The sequence below is a fragment of the Janthinobacterium sp. DSP2-3-3 genome, assembly GCF_049897325.1.
Classification (GTDB): domain Bacteria; phylum Pseudomonadota; class Gammaproteobacteria; order Burkholderiales; family Burkholderiaceae_D; genus Janthinobacterium.
This window is the reverse complement of sequence record NZ_JAFCWA010000006.1, coordinates 174,450-195,901: the sequence shown is the minus strand read 5'-3', so window position 1 is coordinate 195,901 and position 21,452 is coordinate 174,450. Positions and strand designations below refer to the sequence as shown.

Annotated in this window: 18 protein-coding genes, 1 other RNA gene and 1 pseudogene; 5 read left to right on the top strand and 15 right to left on the bottom strand. The window is 59.9% G+C overall.

All coding sequences use genetic code 11. The features are described 5' to 3' along the window. Positions 1–115 precede the first annotated feature (115 nt). The 14 genes from rfaE1 to gyrA all read right to left on the bottom strand — a co-directional run bounded on the left by rfaE1 (position 116) and on the right by gyrA (position 16,278). Complete coding sequence (gene rfaE1, locus ACP7DE_RS14320) at positions 116–1,069, bottom strand: D-glycero-beta-D-manno-heptose-7-phosphate kinase (protein WP_426072722.1); 954 nt, start codon at positions 1,067–1,069, stop codon at positions 116–118. Further along, positions 1,066–2,433: a UDP-glucose dehydrogenase family protein gene (locus tag ACP7DE_RS14315; protein ID WP_426072721.1), complete on the bottom strand. Its 1,368-nt coding sequence runs from the start codon at positions 2,431–2,433 to the stop codon at positions 1,066–1,068. Before ACP7DE_RS14315 ends, rfaE1 begins: the two co-directional genes overlap by 4 nt. 139 nt (positions 2,434–2,572) lie before the next feature. Beyond that, positions 2,573–3,748, bottom strand: coding sequence for a lipopolysaccharide assembly protein LapB (gene lapB / locus ACP7DE_RS14310; protein ID WP_426072720.1), 1,176 nt, complete (start codon positions 3,746–3,748; stop codon positions 2,573–2,575). 46 nt (positions 3,749–3,794) lie between these two features. Next, on the bottom strand, positions 3,795–4,097 hold the full coding sequence (locus tag ACP7DE_RS14305) for a LapA family protein (RefSeq protein WP_426072856.1): 303 nt from the start codon (positions 4,095–4,097) through the stop codon (positions 3,795–3,797). Between the two features lie 235 nt (positions 4,098–4,332). Next, the gene (locus ACP7DE_RS14300; protein ID WP_008446215.1) at positions 4,333–4,638 is read right to left on the bottom strand and encodes an integration host factor subunit beta; all 306 of its coding nucleotides are present in this window, start codon (positions 4,636–4,638) and stop codon (positions 4,333–4,335) included. A 17-nt stretch (positions 4,639–4,655) separates the two neighbouring features. Then, positions 4,656–6,368 (bottom strand): 30S ribosomal protein S1, encoded by a 1,713-nt coding sequence (gene rpsA, locus ACP7DE_RS14295; protein ID WP_071650172.1) that lies wholly within the window; start codon positions 6,366–6,368, stop codon positions 4,656–4,658. 131 nt (positions 6,369–6,499) lie between these two features. Next, a complete protein-coding gene (cmk, locus tag ACP7DE_RS14290) occupies positions 6,500–7,168 on the bottom strand; it encodes a (d)CMP kinase (protein WP_426072719.1) in 669 nt (222 codons plus the stop codon). A gap of 16 nt (positions 7,169–7,184) precedes the next feature. Beyond that, positions 7,185–8,540: a 3-phosphoshikimate 1-carboxyvinyltransferase gene (gene aroA, locus ACP7DE_RS14285; protein WP_426072718.1), complete on the bottom strand. Its 1,356-nt coding sequence runs from the start codon at positions 8,538–8,540 to the stop codon at positions 7,185–7,187. Between the two features lie 18 nt (positions 8,541–8,558). After that, a complete protein-coding gene (locus ACP7DE_RS14280) occupies positions 8,559–9,467 on the bottom strand; it encodes a prephenate dehydrogenase (protein ID WP_426072717.1) in 909 nt (302 codons plus the stop codon). A 4-nt stretch (positions 9,468–9,471) separates the two neighbouring features. Further along, positions 9,472–10,578, bottom strand: a complete 1,107-nt coding sequence (hisC, locus tag ACP7DE_RS14275) for a histidinol-phosphate transaminase (protein WP_426072716.1) — start codon at positions 10,576–10,578, stop codon at positions 9,472–9,474. Between the two features lie 44 nt (positions 10,579–10,622). Then, positions 10,623–11,693 (bottom strand): prephenate dehydratase, encoded by a 1,071-nt coding sequence (gene pheA / locus ACP7DE_RS14270; protein ID WP_070257597.1) that lies wholly within the window; start codon positions 11,691–11,693, stop codon positions 10,623–10,625. An 82-nt stretch (positions 11,694–11,775) separates the two neighbouring features. Next, positions 11,776–12,882 (bottom strand): 3-phosphoserine/phosphohydroxythreonine transaminase, encoded by a 1,107-nt coding sequence (serC, locus tag ACP7DE_RS14265; protein ID WP_426072715.1) that lies wholly within the window; start codon positions 12,880–12,882, stop codon positions 11,776–11,778. A gap of 24 nt (positions 12,883–12,906) precedes the next feature. Continuing rightward, the gene (locus ACP7DE_RS14260) at positions 12,907–13,491 is read right to left on the bottom strand and encodes a DUF2059 domain-containing protein (protein WP_426072714.1); all 585 of its coding nucleotides are present in this window, start codon (positions 13,489–13,491) and stop codon (positions 12,907–12,909) included. 108 nt (positions 13,492–13,599) lie between these two features. Continuing rightward, positions 13,600–16,278, bottom strand: a complete 2,679-nt coding sequence (gene gyrA, locus ACP7DE_RS14255; protein ID WP_426072713.1) for a DNA gyrase subunit A — start codon at positions 16,276–16,278, stop codon at positions 13,600–13,602. Positions 16,279–16,934: 656 nt separating this feature from the next. On the opposite strand from gyrA, the gene ompA reads away from it, so the two are divergent. The 4 genes from ompA to ssrA all read left to right on the top strand — a co-directional run bounded on the left by ompA (position 16,935) and on the right by ssrA (position 19,684). Then, a complete protein-coding gene (gene ompA / locus ACP7DE_RS14250) occupies positions 16,935–17,645 on the top strand; it encodes an outer membrane protein OmpA (RefSeq protein WP_102121617.1) in 711 nt (236 codons plus the stop codon). Between the two features lie 126 nt (positions 17,646–17,771). Continuing rightward, on the top strand, positions 17,772–18,467 hold the full coding sequence (gene ubiG, locus ACP7DE_RS14245) for a bifunctional 2-polyprenyl-6-hydroxyphenol methylase/3-demethylubiquinol 3-O-methyltransferase UbiG (protein WP_102121618.1): 696 nt from the start codon (positions 17,772–17,774) through the stop codon (positions 18,465–18,467). A 68-nt stretch (positions 18,468–18,535) separates the two neighbouring features. Further along, positions 18,536–19,240, top strand: a complete 705-nt coding sequence (locus tag ACP7DE_RS14240; protein WP_426072712.1) for an HAD family hydrolase — start codon at positions 18,536–18,538, stop codon at positions 19,238–19,240. Positions 19,241–19,323: 83 nt separating this feature from the next. Next, positions 19,324–19,684: a transfer-messenger RNA gene (ssrA, locus tag ACP7DE_RS14235) on the top strand. 338 nt (positions 19,685–20,022) lie between these two features. Here ssrA and ACP7DE_RS14230 read toward each other — a convergent pair. Further along, positions 20,023–20,607 carry an RNA polymerase sigma factor gene (locus ACP7DE_RS14230; protein WP_426072711.1) on the bottom strand — a complete coding sequence of 195 codons (585 nt, stop codon included), beginning with the start codon at positions 20,605–20,607 and terminating at the stop codon, positions 20,023–20,025. Positions 20,608–20,944: 337 nt separating this feature from the next. Between ACP7DE_RS14230 and ACP7DE_RS14225 the strand changes: the two are divergent. Continuing rightward, positions 20,945–21,333 (top strand): annotated as a pseudogene (locus tag ACP7DE_RS14225) (IS5/IS1182 family transposase); the annotation flags it as partial. Between the last annotated feature and the right edge of the window lie 119 nt (positions 21,334–21,452).

Below are 21,452 nucleotides of genomic sequence, written 5' to 3'. Positions count from 1 at the left end.
TAAGGGCTTTAACGGCTGTGGCGTGATACGGTTGACAAGACGGGACAACGGAAGCAGGGGAAAACCTGCGCCAGATCAAACGATGCAGCGCAGGTAGAAGGTGTAATACAGCGGACTATTGCGGGAACAGCTCTTCGCGGGTAACCGTGGCCGTGCCCAGCTTGCCGACGACGATGCCGCCAGCCCGGTTGGCCGTGCGCACGGCGTCGCCCAGGCCCATGCCGGCGCCCAGCATGGCCGCCATGGTGGCGATCACCGTGTCGCCGGCGCCCGAGACGTCAAACACTTCGCGCGCATCGGTAGGCATGTGCAGCACCTCATCGGCCGTGTACAAGCTCATGCCCTCTTCCGAGCGGGTCAGCAGCAAGGCTTCCAGGCCCAGCTGCGCGCGCATCTGCTGCGCGCGTTCCGTCAATTGCTCTTCCGTGCTCCAGTTGCCGATCACGCGGCGCAGTTCGGACTTATTCGGAGTAAGCACTGACGCTCCCGCATAGCGTTTGAAATCATCGCCTTTCGGGTCGACCATGACGATCTTGCCGGCAGCCCTGGCGGCCTTGATCATCTCGGCCACGTTCACCAGGCTGCCCTTGGCGTAGTCCGACAAGATCACCACGTCGTAGTGCGGCAAGAGGGCATTGAATTGCTTGAGCTTGTCGCGCAGCACCGTATCGCTGGGCGCATCCTCGAAGTCGATGCGCAGCATTTGCTGCTGGCGGCCAATCACGCGCAGCTTGATGATGGTGGAAATGGCCGCATCGCGCTGCAGATAGCTGTGGATGCCGCCGCCTTCGAGCAGGCGCTCGACCTGGCTGCCAGCCTCGTCGTCGCCGACCACGCCTAGCAAGCTCGTCTTCGCTCCCAGCGCGGCCGCGTTGCGCGCCACGTTGGCCGCGCCCCCCAGGCGCTCTTCGCGCTTCTCGATGCGCACGATGGGCACGGGCGCTTCCGGCGAAATACGGCTGACGTCGCCGAACCAGTAGCGGTCCAGCATCACATCGCCCACCACCAGCAGACGTACCTGGGCCAACGCCGCCGGCGCCGTCAAGGTTGCCACCTCATGGGCACTCATGCGCGTGTCAGGATCGAACGACCGATCCCGTGGTATTCGATGCCCGCCTCGGCCATGACGGCCGGCTCGAACAGGTTGCGCCCGTCAAAGATAACGGCCTGCTTCAGGCGCACCTTGATCTGCTCGAAATCCGGGCTGCGGAAGGCTTTCCATTCGGTCACGATGGCCAGCGCATCGGCATCCGTCAAGGCGTCGAGCGGGCTGTCGGCAAAGCGCACCTTCGCCAATTGCTCGGGCGTCAAGTCCAGTTGCAGCACCCGCTTTGCCTCGGTCATGGCGACAGGATCGTAGACGGCTACCGTGGCGCCGCGCCCCAGCAAGTCGACCAGCAGGACACGGGCCGACGCTTCGCGCATATCGTCCGTGTTCGGCTTGAAGGCCAGCCCCCATACGGCAAAATGCCGGCCCGTCAGATCTGCACCGAAGCGTGTGACCACTTTCCGGCCCAGCACCTGCTTCTGCTGGTCGTTGACGGCTTCGACGGCACGCAGGATGAGCAATTCCTGACCGTGGCCGCGCGCCGTGCGCTCGAGCGCCTGCACGTCTTTCGGGAAGCAGGAACCGCCATAGCCGCAACCGGCGTACAGGAAGCTGTGGCCGATACGTGGGTCGGAACCGATGCCGTGGCGCACGGCCTCGATGTCGACGCCCACCTTGTCGGCCAGGTTGGCCAGTTCATTCATGAAGGAAATACGCGTGGCCAGCATGGCATTCGCCGCATACTTCGTGAATTCGGCCGAACGCACGTCCATCCAGTAAGTGCGTTCGTGGTTGCGGTTGAACGGCGCGTACAGGCTTTTCAGCAATTCGCGCGCGCGCTCGCCGTCCGGCGTCGCATCGACGCCGATGACGATGCGGTCCGGGCGCATGAAATCTTCGACGGCCGCACCTTCCTTGAGAAATTCCGGGTTCGACGCGACCGAGAACGTGGCGGCCACACCGCGCGTGTCCAGTTCGCCCTGGATGGCGGAGCGCACTTTTTCAGCCGTGCCGACGGGCACGGTGGACTTGTCGACGATGACCTTGAAATCCGTCATGTACTTGCCGATGCCGCGCGCGGCCGCCAGCACGTATTGCAGGTCGGCCGAGCCGTCTTCATCGGGCGGCGTGCCGACGGCAATGAATTGCATCACGCCGTGCGCGGCAGCGGCCTCGACGTCGGTGGAAAAGGTCATGCGCCCGGCGGCGCGGTTGCGCGCCACGACTTCTTCCAGGCCCGGTTCATGGATGGGGATGCCGCCGCTGTTGAGCAAGGCGACCTTTTGTGCGTCCAGGTCGAGGCAAAAGACGTCGTTGCCCAGTTCCGCCAGGCAGGCGCCCGTCACGAGGCCCACATAGCCCGTGCCGATAATGGTGATTTTCATGGTTGTGCCGTATTTGTAATATATATCTCTGACCTACAAGTGCGCAGCACAGGGTTCAGGGCAAGGCGCGGCGCCGAAGACAGTACGAATAGTACGGCGAGGCGCTGCAACGCAGCAATGGGCCCTGTGGTGGGCACGACTAATTCATGACGTTGAGTTCTTCCGTGCGGCGTGGAGGATAGGTTTCCCAGCGGTTGCAGCCCGGGCAGTGCCAGTAAAACTGGCGCGCCTTGAAGCCGCAGTGGCTGCACTGGTAGCGGGCCAGCTTCTGCGTGTAGCCGTGCACGAGGTTTTTCACCATCGACAGCTCGGACCAGATCGCGGCCGGCGCATCCATCATGCGCGCTTCCAGCAGTTTATCCAGGCCCAGCAGGGTCGGCGTACGGCGCAGCTCGGCGCTGACCAGCTGCTTCGCCGCTTCCACGCCGTCGAGTTCGATGACGGCCTTGAAGACGACTTCGATCAAGTCAATCGACGACGCCTCTTCCAGGTAGGAGCGCAACAGGTTCACACCCTCTTGAGCACGGCCCACCTTGGTGTAGCCATCCATCAGGCGCTGCGCCACCAGTGCCACGTGCGGCACGCTTTGCTGCTCCACGCGGCGCCAGGTAATCAGCGCGCCTTCCACGTCGCCGCGCGCCAGCAGCACGTCACCCGTCAGGATGGTGGCGCGCACGCTCTTGCGGTCCGTCTGCAGGGCTTTTTCCAGCAGCGGCATGGCGTCGTCCGGCCTCATGTGTACCAAAGCGTCATGCGCCAGCTCGCAATAGAACTGGGCGATTTCCTTCTGGCGCGCGCCGGCGCCCGATTCCTGCAAACCCACGGCCGCTTCGATGGCGCGTGGCCATTCCTTTTCGCGCTGGTAGATTTCCAGCAGGGCGCGGCGCGCCTGGGCCGCATATTGCGTGTCAACCAGGCTGTTGAAGGTTTCTTCGGCGCGGTCCAGCAAGCCCGCCTTCAGGTAATCCATGCCCAGCTCATAGGCGGCATGGCCTTGCTGTTCCAGCGGCAGGTCCGGGCGCGCCAGCAAGTTCTGGTGCACGCGGATGGCGCGCTCCGTCTCGCCGCGGCGGCGGAACAGGTTGCCCAGCGCAAAGTGCATATCGGCCGATTCCGGGTCCAGCTTGACGACTTCGATGAAGGCATCGATGGCCTTGTCATGCTGCTCATTGAGCAGGAAATTCAAGCCCTTGAAGTAATTGCGCGGCAGGCTGCGCGATTCGGACACCAGTTGATGAATGTCAACACGCGCGGCAATCCAGCCCAGCGCGAAAAACACCGGGATACCCAAGAGCCACCAGAGTTCAAAATCCATGCGATTGTTTTTATTCGAGTAAGAGAGATAGGAGCGACGGCGCCGATTACTGCGCGCTCACGCTGTCCGGTTGCGGCTGGACATTGCTGGGCACGCCAACGGTCTGCAGCGCGGCAATGGTGGTTTTTTGCTTGGTCGCTTCGCGGCGGTGACGGAACACGGTCGGCGTCAGAGCTAGTACGCCCAGGCTGGCGCCGGCGACAAAAAAGCCCAGCAGCATCAAGACCAGGGGGCCGCGAATTTCATAATTAAGGAAAACATGCAGGTCGACAACCTGCGCATTCTTCAGCGCAAAACTGAAGAACAGGACGAAAAGAACACAGCCAACGATGGTGGAGATGATTTTCATCGATACGCCCAGAAAGTACAAAAAATGCCCGTATGGCACAACCTTGGAATGCCTGGCAGAAGCGTAGCGAGCGTCAGTGATTTGTGGCCAAGAAGCGCAACCGTACTGAAGTACGGTGAGCATCGCAGGCCGCAAAGCGCGACGCGCAGTAGCTTATGTCAGGTATTCTCAGCATATTAACAAAAAAAAGCGGCATCCAAGGACGCCGCTTTCTATGTCGCCTTCCAGCAGACGATTAATCCTCGATTATCGGTTGCCCGACCATCGCGTCCACCCGCTCGCGCAACTGTTTGCCCGGTTTGAAGTGGGGTACCCGTTTTTCAGGCACCATCACTTTGTCGCCGGATTTCGGGTTGCGACCGATGCGCGGGGGCCTGCTGTTCAGGGCAAAACTGCCAAAACCGCGGATCTCGATACGCTGACCGGTCGCCAGGGCGTTGGTCATCGCATCGAGAATGGTTTTGACGGCATACTCCGCATCTTTCGCCACCAGCTGAGAATAACGCTCAGCAAGGCGGTTGATCAGCTCGGACTTTGTCATCTGCCGTATCCGCAGTCTTAGTTCTTGTTATCGAACTTAGCTTTCAACAAGGCGCCCAGGCTGGTGGTGCCCGAAGCTGCGTTGTTGTCGGTAGCTGCCATCTTCTGCATGGCTTCCTGGGTTTCAACGTTGTCTTTCGCTTTGATCGACAGTTGGATACCACGGGCTTTGCGGTCGATGTTCAACACCATCGCTTCGACGGTATCGCCGACTTTCAGGTGCGTACCAGCATCTTCAACGCGGTCGCGCGAGATTTCGGAAGCGCGCAGGTAGCCTTCAACTTCTTCGGACAGTTGGATCACGGCGCCTTTAGGCTCAACCGATTTAACGGTACCGGTTACCAGCGAGCCTTTGTCGTTCATGGCTGCGAAGTTATTGAATGGGTCACCTTCCAGTTGCTTGACGCCCAGGGAAACGCGCTCGCGCTCAACGTCGATGGCCAGAACGATGGCTTCCAGTTCGTCACCTTTCTTGAAGCGACGCACGGCTTCTTCGCCGGTTTCGGTCCAGGACAGGTCGGACAGGTGCACCAGACCGTCGATGTTGCCGGCCAGGCCGATGAACACGCCGAAGTCGGTGATCGATTTGATCGCGCCGCGGACTTTATCGCCCTTCTTGTGGGTAACGCCAAAGTCATCCCAAGGGTTGGCTTTGCACTGTTTCATACCCAGCGAAATACGACGACGCTCTTCGTCGATTTCCAGAACCATGACTTCTACTTCGTCGCCCAGTTGGACAACTTTGTTAGGAGCAACGTTTTTGTTCGTCCAGTCCATTTCGGAAACGTGTACCAGACCTTCGATACCCTGTTCCACTTCCACGAATGCGCCGTAGTCGGTCAGGTTCGTTACTTTACCGAACAGACGGGTGCTTTGTGGGTAACGACGGGACAGACCGGTCCAAGGATCGTCGCCCAGTTGTTTCACGCCCAGCGAAACACGGTTTTTCTCTTGATCGTATTTCAAGACTTTGGCGGTGATTTCCTGGCCAACCGTCAGTACTTCCGACGGGTGACGTACACGGCGCCATGCCAGGTCGGTGATGTGCAGCAAGCCATCGATACCGCCCAGATCCACGAACGCGCCGTAGTCGGTGATATTTTTGACGACGCCGGTCACGACCGTGCCTTCTTTCAGCGTTTCCATCAGTTTCTGACGCTCTTCGCCCATCGAAGCTTCGATGACGGCGCGGCGGGACAGAACCACGTTGTTACGCTTGCGGTCCAGTTTGATGACCTTGAATTCGAGGGTTTTGCCTTCGAATGGGGTGGTGTCTTTGACAGGACGGGTATCAACCAGCGAGCCCGGCAGGAATGCGCGGATGCCGTTGGTCAACACGGTCAGACCGCCTTTGACTTTACCATTGACGGTACCGACGACGATTTCGCCCGATTCCATCGCTTTTTCCAGAGCCAGCCACGAAGCCAGACGTTTGGCTTTATCGCGCGACAGGATGGTATCGCCGAAACCATTTTCCAGCGATTCGATCGCCACGGAAACGAAGTCGCCAACTTTGACTTCCAGTTCGCCGTGGTCGTTCTTGAATTCTTCGACAGGGATGAATGCTTCGGATTTGAGGCCGGCGTTGACGATCACGAAATTGTGGTCGAGGCGCACGACTTCAGCGGAAATAACTTCGCCGGAGCGCATATCTTGACGCGACAACGATTCCTCGAAGAGCGCAGCAAAACTTTCCATACCGGTAGATTCGTTAGTTGTAACAGTAGACATAGGGTTCACACAGGTTATCCAGCAGAGATCGCACGACGCGACTTAAACTGGGTTAGGTTTTTGACACACCCGGACAGGCCAGGAGCCGTCAACGGGCACCACATAGCATAAAAATCACACCATTTTGCAACTCATTTTGCAACCAACGCATACCATTTCAACACGGTTTCAACGGCAACATCTGCCGTCATGGCCGATGTATCGAGGACATGCGCCCCTTCCGCGGGGACCAGCGGCGCAATCGCACGGTGAGTATCACGTTCGTCCCGCGCCTGCAAATCCATCAGAAGGTCTTCCATATTAGCAGAAAAACCCTTGTCTATCAATTGCTTGTAGCGCCGTTGCGCGCGCGCCTCGACGCTGGCGGTGAGGAACACCTTCAATGGGGCATGCGGAAAGATCACCGTGCCCATGTCGCGTCCGTCGGCCACCAGGCCCGGCGTCTTGCGAAAACCCAGCTGCAAGCTGACCAGGGCCTGGCGCACCGTTGGCAATACGGCAATCTTTGACGCCGTATTGCCCACTTCTTCGGCACGGATCTGCTCGGTGACGTTTTCCTGCGCCAGCAAGATCTCGCCGCCTGCAAAATGGCAAGGCAAGTGCTCGGCCAGCTTGGCCAGCGCATGCTCGTCGCGCAAGTCCGTGCCACGGCGCAGCGCCGTCAGCGCCGTCAGCCGGTACAGCGCGCCCGAGTCAAGGTAATGAAAGCCCAGCTTGTCGGCCACGCGGTGCGCCACCGTGCCCTTGCCGGAAGCGGTGGGGCCGTCGATGGCGATGACTGGAATGTTGGAGGTCGACATAGTATTAAACAATCAATTAAATCAAGGTGTCTTTGGCAATCCCCGCAAACGCGGCGAAATACTCGGGGAAGGTCTTGGCTACGCATTTCGGGTCATTGATGCGCATCTCATTGCCACGGCGCGCGGCGCCATCGAGCGAAGCGAGCGAGAAGCACATGGCCATGCGATGGTCGTCATACGTATCGATGGTGGCAGCGGCGATTTGCGCCGGCGGCGTCACGCGCAGGTAGTCCGCGCCCTCTTCCACTTCGGCACCCAGCTTGCGCAATTCCGTCGCCATGGCAGCCAGGCGGTCCGTTTCCTTCACCCGCCAGCTGGCGATATTGCGCAAGGTCGAAGTGCCGTCCGCGTACAGGGCGGCCACGGCGATCGTCATGGCCGCATCGGGAATATGATTGAAATCCATGTCGACGGCTTTCAGCACGCCCTTCGAGCGGGCCTCGATCCAGTTCTCGCCCATGGTGATGGTCGCGCCCATCTGCTGCAAGGCTTCCACGAAACGCACGTCGCCCTGGATGCTGTCGCGTCCCACGCCTTCCACGCGTACGGGACCACCGCCGATGGCGCCGGCCGCCAGGAAATACGAGGCCGACGAAGCGTCGCCTTCGACGTGGATAGTGCCCGGGCTTTGATATTGCTGGCCCGGCTGCACGGTGAACGACTGCCAGCCGTCATGCTCGATCGTCACGCCGAAGCGGCGCATCAGGTTCAGCGTGATCTCGATGTAGGGCTTCGAGATCAGCTCGCCCGTGACATCGATGGTCACCGCATGGTCGCGCGCCATCAGCGGCGCCGCCATCAGCAGGGCCGTCAAAAACTGGCTCGACACGTTGCCGCGCACGGCGATGCGCTGCGCGTGGATGTGGCCGCGGCGGATGCGCAGCGGCGGGAAGCCCTGCTCGCCCGTGTATTCGATCTGCGTGCCGACGGCATTCAGCGCGTCGACCAGGTCGCCGATCGGGCGCTCGTGCATGCGCGACACGCCGTGCAAGGTGTAATCGCCGCCGATGACGGCCAAGGCCGCCGTCAGCGGGCGGATCGCCGTGCCTGCGTTGCCCATGAACAGGTCGGCCTCGTGGTGCGGGAAGACGCCGCCGCAGCCTTCCACGTGATGCACCTGGTGGGCAGAGGCCGGGTCGCCCGTCAATTCATCCTGCGTCCATTTGACGCCCAGCGAGGTCAATGCCGTGAGCATGACGAAGGTGTCGTCGGAGGCGAGCAAGTCGATGATCTTTGTCGTGCCCTTGGCCAGCGCGGCCAGCAGTAGCACGCGATTGGAAATGCTTTTCGAACCGGGCAAACGCACCGTGCCTTCGGCATGCATCACCGGCTTCAAATCGATATGGTGGGGGTAGTGCTTGGTCTGGGTCATGCTGGAATCCTTGAGTATTTATCGTGTGGGCGCGGCCGGAATTTCCGCCGTTTCAATCGCCTCGATCCATTGCTGCCGCGCGTGCTGGGCGTTCGCATACACGCCTTCGATGGCGGCGCCGTCGTTCGCTGCCAGGTGGGCGCGCAAGATCGTCAACTGCGCCAGGTAGGCGTCCAGTTCGTGCAGCAGCGCCGGCTGGTTGGCCAGGCTGATGTCGCGCCACATTTCCGGCGATGAGCCAGCGATGCGCGTAAAGTCGCGAAAGCCGCTGGCCGCGTATTGAAACAGCAGGCCCGCGTGTGGCTTATTGGCGATGTCGTCGACCAGCGCAAAGGCCAGCAAATGCGGCAGATGGCTGACGGCGGCAAACACCTTGTCATGGTCTTCGGGGCTCAAGGTGTGCAGGATGGCGCCGCAGGCGCGCCACGCGCCAGCCACCAGTTCCACATCAGCCGCGGCGTTTTCCGTCAGCGGCGTGAGCACCACTTTCTTGCCTTGATACAGATCGATGATGGCCGCATCGGGACCATTCGTCTCACGTCCAGCGATCGGGTGGCCGGGCACGAATTGCCCCACCTTGCCACCGAGCGCCGCGCGCGCGGCCGCCACCACGTCGCTTTTCGTGCTGCCCGCATCGGTGACGATGGTGCCCGGTTGCAAATGCGGCGCGATGGACGCCAGGATAGCGCCCGTTTGCGCCACGGGCGCGGCCAGCAACACCAGGTCGGCACCGGCCATGGCACTGGCCATGTCGCCGCCGATCTCGTCGATGATGCCCAGTTCGAGCGCGCGCGCCATCGATGCCGGCGAGCGGCCCATGCCAACCACCGTGCCGACCGCACCCGCGTGTTTCAAGGCGCGCGCGAACGAGCCGCCGATCAGGCCTACGCCAAAGATAACTACCTTGTTCAGTGCCGGCGTCGTCATATCGTCAAGCCAGCGCTTTCGTCAGCGCGGCGATGAAGATGGCGTTTTCCTGCGGCAGGCCGATGGAAATGCGCAGCCATTGCGGCAAGCCGTAGCTGCCCACGGGGCGCACGATCACGCCCTGCTTCAGCAGCGCCAGGTTGACTCTAGCGCCGGCACCGTCATCGTCGCCCACCTTCACCAGCACGAAATTGCCGTGCGACGGCACGAATTCCAGGCCCAGCTGCGTGAACGCTTCCGTAAACTGCTGGTAGCCGGCCGCGTTGTTGCGCGCGCTTTGCTCAAGGAATGCCTTGTCGTTCAGGGCGGCAATCGCCGCCGCCTGCGCCAGCGAATTGACATTGAACGGCTGGCGGATGCGGTTCATCAAGTCCGTCAACACCGGCTGGGCGATGGCGAAGCCGATGCGCAGGCCAGCCAGGCCATACGCCTTCGACAGGGTGCGCGAGACCACCAGGTTTGGATACTGGCGCACCCACGCCGTCGACTCGTACTGGTCGTCGGCCGAGAGGAATTCGTTGTAGGCTTCGTCCAACACCACCACCACGTGCTGCGGCACTTTTTGCAGGAACGCTTCGAGCTGCGCGGCCGAAAGGAAAGTGCCGGTCGGGTTGTTCGGGTTGGCGATGAAGATCAAGCGCGTGTCGTCGGCAATCGCCGCCGCCATCGCATCCAGGTCATGGCCATAGGCTTGCGCCGGCACGACGATGTGGCGCGCGCCCAGGCCTTGCGTGGCCAGCGCGTACACGGCAAACGAATACTGCGAGTAGACGACGGATTGCCCATGCTGCACAAACGCGTGCGCGGCGATTTCCAGGATGTCGTTGCTGCCGTTGCCCAGGGTGATCCAGTCGGCCGGCACGTCATAACGCTTGGACAGCACGGCTTTCAAGTCAAAGCCGTTGGCGTCCGGATAGCGGCCCAGGTCATCGATGGCGGCGATCATCGCCTGCTTGGCCGATGCCGGCATGCCGTACGGGTTTTCATTCGACGCCAGCTTGACGATGGCTGCCTCGTCGAGGCCGAATTCGCGCGCGACTTCGGCGATCGGTTTGCCGCTCTGGTAAGGGGCGATGGCGCGGACGTATTCTGGACCGATATTTTTAGACATGGTGCTCTTTAAAAAAGTGGGTAATTGTTAGAATAGCTACAACTTCACAGGCTGACCGGATACGACCCCAGCACCTTGAAAAACGCCGCATTGCTTTGCAGCTCGGCCAGCGCTTGGGCGACGGCCGCGTCGTGCACATGGCCCTCCACGTCGACATAGAAATAATACTCCCAGCTGCCCATGCGCGCCGGGCGGGACTCGAAGCGCGTCATCGACACGCCGTGCTTCGCCAGGGGTGCGAGCAGCTGGTACACGGCGCCCGCCTTGTTCGGCACGGCCAGCACCAGCGAGGTCTGGTCCTTGCCCGACGGCGCCGTCTGCAAGGTGCCCACGACGGCGAAGCGCGTGCGGTTGTGCGGGTCGTCCTGGATATGGCCCTTGACCACGCCCAGCTTGTACTGCGCGCCGGCCAGTTCGCTGGCGATGGCCGCCACCGTGCCATCTTCGCCGGCCATGCGGGCCGCTTCGGCGTTCGAGGCCACGGCGTGGCGCGCGACGTGCGGGTAATTCTGGTTCAGCCACACCTGGCACTGCGCCAGCGCCTGCGAATGGGCGCAGATGGAGGTGACGCCGTCCATATTGCCGCTCTTCGTCATCAGGCTGTGGTGCACGGCAATCGCCACCTCGCCGCTGATGATGAGGCTAGTTTGCAGCATCATGTCGAGCGTGCGGTTGACGGCGCCTTCCGAGGAATTCTCGATCGGCACCACACCGAAATCCGCCGTCCCCGCCTCGGCCGAGCGGAACACTTCATCGATGGACGCGCACGGCAAGCCTTCGACGGCGCTGCCGAACTGTTGGTACACGGCCTGTTCGCTGAAGGTGCCGGCCGGGCCAAGATACGCCACGGTGACGCGCTTTTCCAGCGAGCGGCACGACGACATGATTTCGCGGAAGATGGTCTGCACTTCTCGGTCGCCCATGGGGCCGGGATTGCGCTCGGCTACGCCGCGCAGCACCTGGGCTTCGCGCTCGGGGCGGAACACGGGCGCCTGCGTTTCGGCCTTCACGTGGCCCACTTGCTGGGCGATTTGCGCGCGGCGGTTCAGCAGCTCGAGGATTTGCGCGTCGATCGCATCGATCTGTTCGCGCAGCGGTTTCAATTTATCGGTCATGGTTGTTTGTTTCGTCAGCGGTACTTCAATCATGGCCGCGCGGCCTGCGCCGGCGGCGGGCCGGCGCGGTCGTCTATGCGACTCAGCGTCCGGCAAACTCGTTCAAATAGTTGACCAGGGCTTGCACGCCCTCGATCGGCATCGCGTTATAGATCGATGCACGCATGCCGCCGACGGACTTGTGGCCCTTCAATTGCAGCAGGCCGCGCTGCTTGGCGCCGGCCAGGAATGCGTCGTTCAAGCTTTCGTCGCGCAGATAGAACGGGATGGTCATGCGCGAGCGGTACGCCGGGTCGACCCGGTTCTGGTAGAAGTCGTCCGCATCGAGCGCCGCGTACAGCAGCGCCGCTTTCTCAATATTACGCTGTTCCATGGCTGCCACGCCACCTTGGCGTTTGAGCCACTGGAAAACCAGGCCGGCGATATAGATGCCGTAGGTGGGCGGCGTGTTGTACATCGATTCATGTTCGGCAACGATGCTCCAGTCAAACGCGGACGGGCAGATCGGCAAGGCCTTGCCCAGCAAGTCTTCGCGCACGATGACAAGCGTCAGGCCGGCCGGGCCGATATTCTTTTGCGCGCCGCCGAAGATCACGCCGTATTGCGATACGTCAATCACGCGCGACAAAATGTGCGAGGACATGTCGGCCACGATGGTGGTGCCTGCCGGCACGTTCGGCGCCTGCTGGAATTCCACGCCGTCGATGGTTTCATTGGTGCAGATGTGCAGGTAGGCTGCGCCCGGCGTCAGCTTCCATTCACTCACCGGCGGCACTCCCGTGAAACGGGCGGCCTTGGACGACGCGGCCACGTTGACGTTGGCATACTTGGCCGCTTCCTGGATCGACTTGCCCGACCACGAGCCCGTGTGCACGAAGTCGACGGTGGCCGGCTGCCGCGCGGCCAAGCCCACCAGATTCATCGGGATGATGGCGTTCTCGCCCAGGCCACCGCCCTGCAGGAACAGGATCTTGTAGTTATCGGGCACGGCCAGCAGTTCGCGCAGGTCGGCCACTGCCTGCTGATAGATGGAAATGAATTCGGGACCACGGTGGCTCATTTCCATCACCGACATGCCACTGCCATGCCAGTCTTGCATTTCCGCGGCCGCATGCGCCAGCACTTCCTTGGGCAGGACGGCGGGGCCGGCGGAGAAGTTGTAGATAGGGCTTAAGGCTTGATGGGTCACGATACTGTCCTTGAAAAAATGGAGTTATTGGGGCGACTGCGTGGCCGCCCGCATGACTTGCTCAAGCACGGCATTCACGCGCGGGATCAGCACGCGCTGGCTGATGGCCATCGATTCGGCCGACAGTTGCGGCATGGTGGCCAGCATCTTGCGTCCCAGCGGCGTTTTGTAAAAAGCCGTCAATTGCTCGACTTCCGGCACCGTGTAAAAGCGCGCATACAAGGGCACCATTTCAGCGCTCAACTCATCGATCAGGGTCGGGTCGGCCAGTACCTGCGTCAGGGTGGCGATGGCGAGGGGGATTTCCTCCTCGGCGCTGGCCAGCGCGCGCGCCTTGCGCTGCTCGTCCAGTTTCGGGTTGCTGCTGATTTGCTGCTGCGCCGACTGGCGGATCATGGCCGGCACCGATTGCAGCATCTGGTCGAAGATGCTGCGCGTGAGCTGCGGGAACTGCATCGCATCGAGCATGCGCCGCACGGCCACTTTCATGGCGGGGCTGGGCGCCGCCTGGCGGGCAGGCGTGGCTTGCGCATTCTGGGCCAGAGCCGGCAGGGTCGCAAGGAAGGCCAGCGAAAACGCGGCGAAGAAGGTGGCGACGATTTTTCTCATGGCATGCGGAACTTTATAAAAGCGGGGGGAATAACCTGGGACGCGCAGGCTGGCGCCGCAACTGGCGCGCCAATAGCAATTGGGGCTCCCGAAAGAGCCCCAATCATCTTACTCCGGCTGGGCCGGATCGACAGGATCGGCTGGTTCAGCCGCCGCCGACGCGGCATCAGTGCCCGCCTCCGTCGTCAGCTCGACTTCGTCGATATCCGTTTCCACCACGCGCTGCAGGCCGGACAGCTTGGTGCCGTCTTCCACGGCGATCAGGGTCACGCCCTGCGTCGCGCGGCCCATCTCGCGGATTTCCGATACGCGGGTACGTATCAGCACGCCACCGGTGGTGATCAGCATGATTTCATCGCTGGTATCGACCAGGGTCGCGGCAACCACTCTACCGTTGCGCTCGCTGGTCTGGATGGCGATCATGCCTTTCGTGCCACGGCCATGGCGCGTGTACTCGGTGATCGGCGTACGCTTGCCGTAACCGTTTTCCGTGGCCGTCAGCACCGACTGCTGCTCGTTCTCGGCCACCAGCAGGGCGATCACGTGCTGGCCTTCTTCCAGATTCATGCCGCGCACGCCGCGCGCCGTACGGCCCATCGGACGCACATCGTTTTCGTCGAAGCGCACTGCCTTGCCCGAATCGGAGAACAGCATCACGTCGTGCTGGCCGTCGGTCAGCGCCGCGCCGATCAGGAAGTCGCCGTCGTCCAGGTCGACCGCGATGATGCCGGCCTTGCGTGGATTGCTGAAGTCCTTCAGCGGCGTCTTCTTGACGGTGCCCAGGCTGGTTGACATGAAGACGTAATGGTCTTCCGGGAACGTGCGGTTCTCGCCCGACAGCGGCAGGATCACGGTGATCTTTTCGTTGTCCTGCAGCGGGAACATGTTGACGATCGGCTTGCCGCGCGAATTGCGCGAGCCTTGCGGCACTTCCCACACCTTCAGCCAGTACATGCGGCCACGATCCGAGAAGCACAGGATGTAGTCGTGCGTATTGGCGATGAACAGCTGGTCGATCCAGTCTTCCTCTTTGGTCGCCATGGCCTGCTTGCCGCGCCCACCGCGCTTCTGCGCGCGGTATTCGGAAATCGGTTGCGCCTTCATGTAACCGGTGTGCGACAGGGTCACGACCATGTCTTGCGGCGTGATCAGGTCTTCCGTTTCCAGGTCGGTCGCATTGAGCTCGATCTGCGAGCGGCGCACGTCCTTGTTGCCGGCGCCGTATTCGTTTTTCGCCGCCGTCATTTCATCGGTGATGATGACGGTGACGCGTTCCGGCTTGGCCAGGATGTCGAGCAAGTCGGCGATATGTTCCATCACGTCCTTGTATTCGTTGACGATCTTGTCCTGCTCCAGGCCGGTCAAGCGCTGCAGGCGCATCTGCAAAATTTCCTGCGCCTGATCGTCCGACAGCTTGTACAGGCCATCCGTTTGCATGCCGTAGTGCTTCGGCAGGTTTTCCGGACGGTAGGCATCGATGCCGCCCGGCGTCGTGCCGTCGCCCGTGCGGGCCAGCATTTCGCGCACGACGGAGGAATCCCAGGCCTTGGCCATCAGCTCGACCTTGGCGATCGGCGGCGTCGGCGCGGCCTTGATGATGGCGATGAAGTCATCAATGTTGGCCAGCGCGACAGCCAGACCTTCGAGCACGTGGCCCCGTTCGCGCGCCTTGCGCAATTCGAACACGGTACGGCGCGTCACCACTTCGCGGCGGTGCGACAGGAAGCATTGCAGCATCTGCTTGAGGTTCAGCAGCTTCGGCTGGCCATCGACCAGGGCCACCATGTTCATGCCGAAGGTATCTTGCAACTGGGTCTGCTTGTACAGATTGTTCAGCACCACTTCCGGCACTTCGCCCCGCTTCAGCTCGATCACCACGCGCATGCCCGACTTGTCGGATTCGTCGCGGATGTCGGAAATGCCGTCCAGCTTCTTGTCGCGCACGTTCTCGGCGATGCGTTCCAGCAAGGATTTCTTGTTGACCTGGAATGGCAGCTCGTCGACGATGATGGCGATGCGGCCGCCATCCTTGCCGTATTCTTCGAAGTGGGTCTTGGCGCGCATCACCACGCGGCCACGGCCGGTGCGGTAGCCGTCGCGCACGCCGGACACGCCATAGATGATGCCGGCGGTCGGGAAATCGGGGGCGGGAATGATCTCGATCAATTCATCGATCGTGCAATCGGGGTTGCGCAGCACGTGCAGCGCGCCGTCGATGACTTCGGTGATGTTGTGTGGTGGAATGTTCGTCGCCATGCCGACGGCGATACCGGACGAGCCATTGATCAGCAGGTTCGGGATACGCGTCGGCAAGACCGTCGGTTCCTTTTCCTTGCCATCGTAGTTGGGCTGGAAGTCGACGGTGTCCTTGTCGATATCGGCCAGCAGCTCGCCGGCGATCTTGTCCAGGCGGCACTCGGTGTAACGCATCGCCGCGGCGCCGTCGCCGTCGACGGAACCGAAGTTGCCCTGGCCATCGACGAGCATGTAGCGCAGCGAAAAATCTTGCGCCATGCGCACCAGTGTGTCGTAGATCGAGGCATCGCCGTGGGGATGGTATTTACCCATGGTTTCGCCGACCACGCGGGCGCACTTGACGTAAGGGCGGTTCCACACGTTATTCATTTCATGCATCGCGAACAAGACGCGGCGGTGCACTGGCTTCAAGCCATCACGCGCATCGGGCAAGGCGCGACCGACGATCACGCTCATGGCGTAATCGAGGTAGCTCTTGCGCATCTCTTCTTCGAGGGAAATAGGAATTGTTTCTTTTGCGAATTGATCCATTGGCGGTTCGACTGATCTCAGGCTGTGGTTAACTTATCTGTTACGCAATGTATGACGCAATACTGCATATCCTAGGCGGCTGTCGTCGTGGACATCGCACCGCGCGCTGCTGGCGCGGCCCGGCTTCCATGTCGCAGAGTGCCCAAGCAAATCGGCGGACTGGCGGCACGACCAGTACGCGTACCGCAGGGGTACGTCCTGGCCATGCAGTGCCGCCGGGGGCATTTGCTCGACACTCTTAACAGTCAAGCGCACGATTTTAGCATGCGCGCCCAGCTACTTGTACAAATTGGCCATGCCGACAATATTGACAGTTTGCACCGGTGCCGTGCACGCTGGCCTGTCGATAATGCACAATGGCAATATCAGTTCAAGACACCTGCCCTTAAAAGTGGCAAAAAAAGCGATCAATTGTTACAGACGCGTTACAAATGAGCATTTTCGTTGCGCAAAAACAACGTGCGGTCTAAAATCGGGCAAGCTTTGATTTAACCACGGTCGTGCGCCCCTGATGCGTGTGGCAAAATGACTGGGAAGTTAATTGCTAGTTTCGCAATCTGAGACGAGCGCATATGGTCTACATGATAAAATCTTGGCACGTAGCACCAGTAGCGCAGTGTTGTTCTGCGGATATCACCCCCCGAAAGGAAAAAAGAATGAATAAATTTGTAACGCTGTTTTTCGCTGCATCCGCAGTGATTGCTGGCTCGGCTTCGGCCCAAACCCCAACCTCCCCACCATTCGCGCCAGTTACCACTGACATCAAAGCACCAAGCCCAAAAAGTGCTTACGTGCAAGATGCCCGCGGCGTGATCGTGCGCGATCCATTCGGTCTGTGCTGGCGCACCGGCTACTGGACACCTGCTGACGCGGTGCCAGGTTGCGACGTGCCACTGTGCGTAGAGCCAGAAACCCTGCAAGACGGCAAATGCGTGGCTCCACCAGCGCCAGTCGTACCAGCACCGGCACCAGCAGTTGTCGTACCAGTGCCAGTCGTCGTTGCTCCTACCTCGGAAAAAGTCAGCTTCGCTGCTGATGCATTCTTCGATTTCGACAAAGCTACGCTGAAGCCAGAAGGCAAAGCCAAGCTGGACGAGCTGACCGCACAACTGGGCGGCATCAATCTGGAAGTCATCATCGCTGTGGGTCACACCGACTCCGTCGGCACCGATGCTTACAACCAAAAACTGTCGGTACGTCGTGCTGATGCTGTCAAAGCCTACCTGGTCACCAAAGGCGTTGAAAGCAACCGCGTGTACACCGAAGGCAAAGGCGAGAAACAACCTGTTGCTGATAACAAAACTGCCGAAGGCCGTGCGAAAAACCGTCGCGTGGAAATCGAAGTTGTTGGTACCCGCAACAAGTAATAGCTGAGCCCCTGACTTGCCGCAAGTCATCGCGCAAGTCAAGGACAGCATGAAAAACCCCGCCCAGGCGGGGTTTTTTTTCGTCCGTGGCTGCCCAATTGTAAAATTGCCGCTATTATTCGACCTATGAACGCCGACCCTCTTGAAATCCAAAAATTCAGTGAGCTGGCCCACCGCTGGTGGGACCCCACTTCCGAGTTTCGTCCCCTGCACGAAATTAACCCCCTGCGTCTGGAATGGATCAACGCGAAAGTGCCGCTGGCCGGCAAGCGCGTGATCGACATCGGCTGCGGCGGCGGCATCCTGGCCGAATCAATGGCCCGCAAGGGTGCCGACGTGACGGGCATCGATCTGTCCGACAAGGCCCTGAAAGTGGCCGACCTGCACAGCCTGGAATCGGGCGCCAAGGTACGCTACAAGCTGATCGCCGCCGAAGCCATGGCCGAGGAAGAGCCGGGCCAGTACGACGTCGTGACCTGCATGGAAATGCTCGAGCACGTGCCGGACCCCGCCGCCATCGTCAAGGCCTGCGCCACCCTGGTCAAGCCGGGCGGCCACATCTTCCTGTCGACCCTGAACCGCAACCCGAAAGCGTATCTGTTCGCCATCCTGGGCGCCGAATACCTGCTGCGCCTGCTGCCGAAAGGCACGCACGACTATGACAAATTCATCACCCCGGCCGAACTGTCGCAATATGCGCGCAGCGCCGGCCTGGACATCAACAGCATGCGCGGCATGGGCTACAATCCGCTGACCAAGATTTACTCACTTAATAGCGATACCAGCGTCAATTATCTGGTGGCCTGCACCCGGCCGCTGTAACCATCGCGCACAATAAAGGCGGCTGCGGCCGCCATTTTTCATTCCTACTTGACACACTTTTTCCCGCCATGATCACAGACCATCTGCCAGCCCCGCGCGCCATCCTGTTCGACCTCGACGGCACCTTGGCCGACACCGCGCCCGACCTGGCAGCGGCCGTCAACCTGCTGCGCGCGCGCGCCGGCCTGGCGCCGACCCCGTATGAGATCCTGCGCCCCACGGCCTCGGCCGGCGCGCGCGGCATGATAGGCGCGTCGTATGGCATTGGTCCAGGCGAAAGCGGCTATGAAGCCCTGAAAGATGGCTTCCTGAACAATTACGAAGCAGCACTGGCCGTGGAAAGCCGTCTATTTGACGGCATCCCCGCCATGCTCGACGGCTTGCAAGCGCTGGGCCTGGCCTGGGGCGTGGTCACCAACAAGGCGGCCCGTTTCACCGACCCGTTGGTGGGCCAGATCGGCCTGGGCGCCGCCGGCTGCGTGATCTCGGGCGACACCATGGCGCACCCGAAACCGCACCCCGCCCCCTTGCTGGAAGCGGCGCGCCGCCTGGACCTTGCGCCGGAAGATTGCTGGTACGTGGGCGACGACCTGCGCGACATCCAGGCCGGCCGCGCCGCCGGCATGCGCACGGTCGCCTGTGCCTGGGGCTACTGCGGCGCCGTCGAACCACAACACTGGAATGCCGACCATTTGCTGGACACGCCACTGACCCTGCTGGAGCTGGTCAGCGCGGTGGTGAAGGCGGCGCAGGCGCGGCAGTTGGCGGCGTAAATCGGTGCCCGCTTGATCTGACGCGCCAACAAACGAATGCATCATGCAAGAGTGTGCAGATTGCGCTACAATGAAGGTTCTGTGGGGACGACCTGGTTTCGACGTGGGTTGCAAAGCAGCGCAGGGCATACCGAGGGCGGGCTACCTCGTAAATACAACCTGAAAAAACTTAACTGCAAACGATAACTCGTACGCACTGGCAGCTTAATTGCTGTTAGCTCTAGAACACCTCGTCCCTGGGGTGGGCCGTTAAAAGCTCTAGAGTCATTTACAGGGACTCGTCGTATGCTGGGTTACTTAGCGTCCGACTAAATAATAGGTAACTCGCTTGCCCATAACGTGCACATCCGTGCTGGCTGAGTTAAATTAAATGATAGTGCTAAGTATGTAGAACTGTCTGTAGAGTGCTTGCGGACGCGGGTTCGATTCCCGCCGTCTCCACCACTGAATAAATAAAAGGGCTTCCCCGTTTTGGCGGGGAGGCCCTTTTTATTTATTCCATGCATGCAGAGCGCGGGCATCAAATCCGCGTCCGGTACGGGCGCGGGGGTTTTGCGGGACTTCGGCGAGCGCAGCTCGGCGCCGCAAAACCGGGTTGCGCTTGCAAGCGCAACCCTCTCCGATTCTTCTGGCTAGGTTTTGCGCCGCATGCGATTTTTCCAAACTACAACATCAACTGCTCAGGCCGTGTACGAATGGCGGACCTGACCCTCGCCCCCAAGTTTGCATCCATGCAGGCTATCTTGCTTTTGTGGAGCGAGTAGCCAAGCTGGTCTTGACAGCTACGCCGCCCGCAAACCACTTCGCCTTCTTCTCAAACTCAAAATTCCAAGTCTTATACGATTTTTTACAGTGCCTAAAGGTTCAGCCACCATCATTGCAACTTCTGAGTGACTCAAGCCGGTGTAATAAGAAAGGTAAATCGCTTCCATTTGAGAACCATTAAGCTTTCGCAAATATTTCATTATAAGCATTGAAGACTGCTTCTCCGTTAATACCGCGTCGGGCTCAAGGGAATTACTTGGCTCTTCCTCTTTATTACTATCTTGCAATACTTCAGCATTTGAATAAAACTTTGAATTCCTTAAAGCATCCAAAGCTTTATTCTTAACGATTGTTCGCATCCATGTCACAGGACTACCTCTATCGGCATTATAAGAGTTAGCTTGTAGCCAAATACTCGTAAATGTTTCCTGCAGCACCTCTTCAGCAAGGTGTTGATTTCTAACAATTTTATACGCATAAAATAATAAATGCTTACTTGAAGCATCGTGAAGCATCCGGAAAGACTGCATATCATTTTTTTCAATCCAATAAGCAAGGTCGGAATTCTTATTTTCCCCTGCAGGAATAGAGTCAAATTCCACATGAACCTCGCAAAGAATTGAAATTATTTTATGCAACAAGAATATTTATCAATTTATAAAAAATAAAATAAATATCGCAATCCAATTACAATGAAAAATTATTTCCTTCCGTCAAGGTAAAGCATACTGGTTCGTCCTGGACAAATGTTCACAGTTTGTAACAACTTGAAATTAATACTAAAAATATTATGTACGCTTGCGTACATAATATTTCGAATAAGATTTACTAAAACGAAATCTTTCTTATTAGGGAAGCGCTGATTTATTCATCTGGCACCGCTCCCTGAGGCGGTACAACCTGAGACAATATCGGTATCGCCACCGTCCGCTTTCGACCATGCTAAAGAGTTTTTCCGACCTTGAATACGCCGCAAAAAAGAAACTGACGCGACGCGATCGCTTCCTGGCCGAAATCGATAGCGTGACCTCGTGGGACAAGCTGCACAAACTGATCGAGCCGTTCTATCCGAAGGTCGAAGGCGCTAGTCGTCTCCCAACCGGGCTGGCGCGCATGCTGCGCATAGACGTGGCCCTGCAGTGCTTCGGCTTGTCGGACGAAGGCACCGAAGACGCGATCTACGACAGCGAATCCATTCGCGCCTTTGTCTGCATTGATCTGGGCCGCGAGTCGACACCACGCTGATCGCCGCGCCGCCGTCGACAAAGAACAAGGACGGCAAGCGTGATCCAGAGATGCACCAGTCGAAAAAGGGCAATGACTGGCACGCCACAGCGCCACGACCGCCATGCACCACAGCCCGGAGCGCCACCACAGCCCCGCATGGCGCGCATCGCGCACTCCCAGGCCGATGCAGGTCAAGGCTTCCCGCCAGGCCAGTAACCAG